This is a genomic window from Nocardiopsis lucentensis DSM 44048 (genome assembly GCF_000341125.1).
GTDB classification, from domain to species: domain Bacteria; phylum Actinomycetota; class Actinomycetes; order Streptosporangiales; family Streptosporangiaceae; genus Nocardiopsis; species Nocardiopsis lucentensis.
Genome location: NZ_ANBC01000685.1, coordinates 1 through 5,814, shown reverse-complemented (window position 1 = coordinate 5,814; position 5,814 = coordinate 1). Strand labels below are relative to the sequence as shown.

Sequence of the window (5,814 nt, the reverse complement as noted above, 5' to 3'; positions counted from 1 at the left end):
GCGCCCCGAAGACGTCCCGCTCCCACCCTCGCGGCCCGCCACTCCCGTGCCCGGGGACGCCCCGCTCCCCCAGCGCATCGACGACACCGCCGGTCAACGCCACGGCGCGTCCCACCCGCCCTCGCGTACGAGGGCGAACCCGGACGGCCCGGCCGACGACACGGCTCCCAAGGCGCCCACCGGCGCCGCCGAGGCCTCCCCCCAGCCGCAGGACACGACCGCTGTGTCCCAGGACAGCGCGAACGCGGGCCCCGTCACCACCAGCACCACGGACGCCGCCGACCCCGGTACCACCGCCCCGCGCCCCGAAGACGTCCCGCTTCCGCCCTCACGACGCGGCACGCCCACACCCGAAGACGCACCGCTCCCCCAGGACGTCCCGCTGCCACCCTCGCGACCCGACACTCCCGCTCCCGACGGCACGGGCCAGCCACGGGTCGAGGCTCCCCGACCGTCGTCGGGGTCCGACGCTCCGCCCCCGGTCCCCACCCGGTCGGACGGGGACGATACGAGCACCGACCACCGCTCCGACGCCCGGCCCGGGCCTGAGGACGTCCCGCTTCCACCGTCACGGCCAGGCACACCGGACCCCACCACGCTTCCCGAAAACACCCCCCTTCCGCCCTCACGACCCGACACACCCGACTCAACGGACTCCGACGAGGAACCGGTCATCAGGTTGAACTACCTGATCACCACCGGGTGGATCGAGTCCTACGGCGTGCGCGTGGATCCCGACGCCGTGGTCTCCTCCGTGCGGCCCGCACCCCCCGACGAGGTGCGCGACCGTTTCCGCGAGCGGCTCACCCGGGACGTCCGCCCGTTCTTCCGCCCCGGTGGCGTGCGGATCGAGGGCGAGGACGGCCGCGCCTACCAGCTCAGACTCTCGTCCGAGGACGACTGGAGCCCGAGCACCACGGCCGGCGACGGTCCGGCGAGGGCCAAGTTCAAGGGGCTGGACGACATCCAGGAGCAGGCCGGGAACTCGGCCTCGGACTCCTCCGGCTCGGTCAAGCGCCTCGGAATCCAGTTCAGCGGCCACCTACTCGCCACCGGCGGCACCGTCCCGCTACCGAGCCTGCGGGCGAACGTCGGGATCGGATCGAGCTCCTGGCAGCACTCCGGCGACACCGGGGAGACGCAGCTGCGCACCACGGAGATGACGGGCAAGGGGGTCGACTACTCCGCCGACCTCCGCGTCGTGCTGAGCGCCGACGGCGAACACAGCGCGCCCGGCGCCGTGCCGCGAGGGGTGGAGCTCACGCTCATGGGCGGCCTGGCACCCCGTCGGGACGACCTGCCGGACACCATCACCTTCCCCGATCCCCTCGCTCCCCGGCCACGGCGGACGCCGGCGCCCACCAGGGTGGGGGGCTACCTGTCCAACAGCCACCCGATCTCCGCCGTGGAGGTCGTCCACGACGGCGACACCTCCGCCGGGACACGCACCGCGGACCAGGGGATCGCGGAGTGGATCGCCGACCGGTTGGGCCTGTCCGCGCCGACGCGCCGATCACGGCGCAACCCGCTCCGGCGCCTGTACACCCCGGGGGAGAGCGCGCTCCGGACCCGGTGGTCGCAACGGCGGCGCGCCAGGTCGCGCGACGCCGTCACGGACCTGTTCGGTCCGGAATCCCTCGTCAAACACCTGCCCGTGTTGACGGGCGAGGCGGCCGTCCTGGGCTTCCACGACTCCGAGGGGCGCCCGAAGGCGGTCACCGTGTGGTCCTACCCGCTGCGGATGACCAAGGTCCCGGACATCCCCAAGTCCTTCAACATCAAGCACACGGACCGGTTCACCCGGGGCAGCACCAGCACGGCCAACCGGAACTCCGGCTTCTCCGTGCGCCCCGGGATCGGCGTGATGGAGCGGCTGGCCGGGGACGTCGTCCGCCTGGAACTGCCGATCGTGGAGTACCAGTACAGCCGGGAGACGGGAAGCGGCCGCGCCCGGCAGTCGGCCGCCTGGAACGCGCGCCTGTTCCACAGCACGGACACCGTCGTCTACAGCGTTCAGCGGCGCGTCGCCGTGTGGGTGGACGGCGACACCGCGCCGACCCTGTTCGACGTCACCTCCATGGAGGCCGTCACCTCGCACGAGGCCCTGATCCTGAACGACCCCTCGGCCAACGCCCCCCTACCCGGCGCGCCCGCCCTGCGCGACCCCTTCCTCAGCCGCCCCAGGCTCACCCATCTCGGCGACTCCCAGGTCCGCGCCGTCACCTTCCCCGACGGCGCGGAGGTCAGGCTGGACGCCGGGAACCGTCCCGTGACCGTGTTCGGCGAGTACGCCCACCGGCTGCTGCGGCGGATCGACGCCCGGTACCCGGGCCTCGTCCTGCCGCACATGGCGCTACCGGGCTCCTCCCGGCCGGACCGGTCCCACGCGGGATGGAACCACCGGCGCAACCGCGACACCGCCGTCGCCAACACGATCAAGGTCCTGAACGCCGTCAACCTCCGGTCCTTCCGCTTCCGACACGGCGACTGGATCGGGCACGGGGTGGAGGTCACGCTGACCGAGACCAAGCTCCTCCCCTGGGGCAACGAGGCGGGCGAGTACCGGATCAGCGTGCCCGACCACATCTCGCTGTGGCTGACCGCCTCCGTGCGCGCCCCCGTTCCCGGTCCGCAGGTGAGCGGGTCGCACACCGGCAGCACATCGGGGGCCTCCGCCGGTCTTCGCCGCCGCGACAACACGTCGCGTACGCACGCGCTGGAGCTGCGTGCGACCGCCACCTGGCGAGGGACGCACACCGTCGACTCCGGCGACGTCCCGCTGTTCTCCGGAGGCGGCGGCGCGCGGCTGACCGGCGAGCACCGCTCCGTGGACCATCGCGGCTCCGGCCGTTCGGTCACCGCGGAGGACAACGTCAAGGACAAGAGCGGAACCCAGCAGCTCTTCGCCGACGTCGAGTTCGGCGCCTGGATCGGCCCCGGTGACACCCTCGTCCCCCGGTCCGCCCGGATCGACCAGCCAAAGCCGCGAACCTCGCGCGACCTGTTCACGGACGGCCGGGACCGCGTCCGCGGCCGCATCGAGCTGCACGCCCCACGGCCCGGCCGGTCGATCCCGCTCGACCCGCCCTCCCCCGGGGCGCCCGGGTCCTTGCGCCGACTGCCGGCGTCGCGGGCCCGCGACCTCTTCCGCGAGGGTGCGCCGAGACTGCTGACCAACGTGGCGCCTCCCGCCGGCGGCGACGACCCGCCGACGATCACGCGCACACGGGCCGCCGAGATCCTCGTGAACACCTTCCACGTCGTGCAGGTCTTCGACACCACCGTCAACCGGGACGGCGACCGCCCCACCAACGTCCTCTCCCACACCTTCGACGAGCTGAACCGAACGCTGCGCGACCTCCCGGGCACGTTGGAGTCCCAGCCGGGTGCCGGCGAGATCATCGCCAACCACATGTCCCCCCAGCAGTTCGCCGCCACACCGGCGCTGACGTCCGAGTTCGGCAGCCGCCTGCGCTTCCAGACCGACCGGACGATCCCTCCCACGCGCAACCGCCTGACCATCGCGACCTGGTACCTGCCCACCAGGGTGGAGTCGCTGGCCCCGCGGCCGTCGGCCTCCGTGGAGTCCTCCCACACGAAGGAGAGCGCGATCGGAACCGCGAAGGTCAGCACGCGGGGGCTGTTCTTCGGGATCTTCGGCCGGGGCGGGCTGAACACCAACACCGGCGCCTCGCCCGGGGAGGCTCCTCCGCCGACCGCGGTGGACCCGATCATCGGCCCCGGCGCGGAGGCGCGCTACCACCTGCTCGGCCGGGGGGACACCACCTCGGCGACGCAGAGCCTGCGTTCCCGGACCGAGGTCAAGCTCGCGGGTCCCTCGCTCGAGTTCGTCACCGACGGCGTGATCGCCCAGGCGTTCGAGCACAAGCACGACTTCAGCCTGGGTCTGACGATTCCCCGCTCTCCGGGGGAGTCGGACCACGCCGCGTGGCTGGCACCGGTCGCCCGCGCCCAGAAAGGGGTGGTCCCGGCCCTGTGGGCCTACATGGACGGCCTGGTGAGGGACCGTATCGACTGGGCGCCCGACGGTTCGCCCACCATCGGCTCGCACGCGCCGCCCGCGGCGCCGCGGGCACCGGTCCGGCCCATGGAGGGGCTCGCCGACAAGGGCTACCAGTCCCGTCCCCTGGACCCCAAGGAAGCGCTGGACGACCTCATCACGGCTCTGTCGGCGGGGGGCTACGAGCTGACCCGCACCAGCCGTGAGGACCTGGTGCACCAGCTGTCCACGCACATGAGCCGCGACCTGGACCACGTCCCTCCTATTCGGGTACGCGTCCGCCCCACCACGGCCGTGCACCGGGACGCGGACTCCGGCGGGTCCTCCACCCGCGCCACAGGCTTCTCGCGCACCGCGACCCTGAACATCTCCGTGCGTCGCGGCGCCGCCCGCACCCGGCAGTTCGGCGGAATGATGGAGTTCGTGGAGCGCGTGGTCGTGGTCCGCAGCGCCGACAAGGGAACCCTGGAACTGTCCGGCTGGTCGTTCTCCGGGCTGTTCGAGGCCCGCGCCCCCGTCTCCGGCGGCACGGGCTCCAGCGCGGCCCTTCGGGCGGGTGGTGACCTCGTCGTGCGCCACCAGTCGGGGGAGGAGGAGTCGAACTCCGAGAGCGTGTCGGTCGAACGCACCTATGAGCGGGTCGGGTTCGGGCCGTACGCGGTGGTCTCCACCGAGACCACGCTGACGCTGACGTTGGAGGTCGGCGGGCACACGTACACGGGGACGGGACGGAGCGGCGCGGTGGAGACCGTCCAGCCGATCCCCTACCTCCCCGTCGGGGACGGCGAAGGCGCGACCGCGGCTCCCCTCCCCGCTCCGGTGGCCGTTCCGACGGACGGTGGCACCGACGCGGACACGGCCCCTCCGGAGCGCACCACCCCGGACACGACCGGCGACACAGCCCCCGGGACGGACACCGCGGCCGCTCCGGGGGACGGGACGTCGGCGACCGACCCCGTCGCCGCCTGGACGAACCGCCGCGCGTCCCACGGCTACACCTCCCTCCGAGGCGAGGGCGGCACCGACGCACCCGTCGCGGTGCAGGGCGCCGGCCGGGGCGTGTTCGACGCGGCGGTGGAGTCAGCCGCCCGGGACGGGGGCTGGCGCCCCGGGGAGGGCGGCCGCTCGGCCCGGGAGTATCTGGACGACGTGGCGGGCCGCGACACGGGCACCAACCCGATCAGCGCGGTGGCGAGCGAGCTGGTGCTGCGCGGGCTGGCGCCCGAGGCCCTCCAGCACACGGACGGCGTGCAGCTGTCGGACGTGAAGGGTACGACGGTGAACCTCAAGGCGCTGGTCGCCCCCGGCCGCGCCGCGATCGTGGCGGTGAGCGGGGAGAGCCGCGCCAGGGACGCCGAACACGGACAGCACGGGTCCTCCTCCTCGCGGTCGCAGTCCAGCACGAACGCCCTGGACGTCACCTCCCAGGTCATGACCACCGGCCGTCCGGACGACCGCCTGCGCCAGAGCCCGGCCGGAGCGGACCTGGCGAGCAACGCGCGGTCGGGGCAGGGCCGGTCCTCCTCCAGCAGAACCGGCGCGGTGGCCAAGGGGCCGGGTACCTCCCGCCAGTTCCTCGTCCGGGTTCCCGCGTCGTGGCTGGCGTGGAGCGGACCGGCCGGCTCCCCCACCACCCGGCGGCACCCCGTCGAGGTGGAGGCTTCCCTCACCCTCTGGATCTCCGAGGCCAGGGCGAGGGAATGGAACCTGGCGACCGACGCCCCCGAGATCGACCGCCTGGCCAAGGCCGAGGCGGCCTTCACCAAGGCCGACGCGGCGTACCTGGACGCCCG

Annotated in this window: 2 protein-coding genes; one reads left to right on the top strand and one right to left on the bottom strand. The window is 73.5% G+C overall.

What is annotated here, in order from left to right; all coding sequences use genetic code 11:
* Positions 1–93 precede the first annotated feature (93 nt).
* A complete protein-coding gene (locus D471_RS39700) occupies positions 94–342 on the bottom strand; it encodes a hypothetical protein (RefSeq protein WP_152486424.1) in 249 nt (82 codons plus the stop codon).
* Positions 343–679: 337 nt separating this feature from the next.
* On the opposite strand from D471_RS39700, the gene D471_RS35910 reads away from it, so the two are divergent.
* Positions 680–5,814 (top strand): hypothetical protein (locus D471_RS35910; RefSeq protein WP_206538971.1); only part of this gene is annotated, 5,135 nt, incomplete at its 3' end.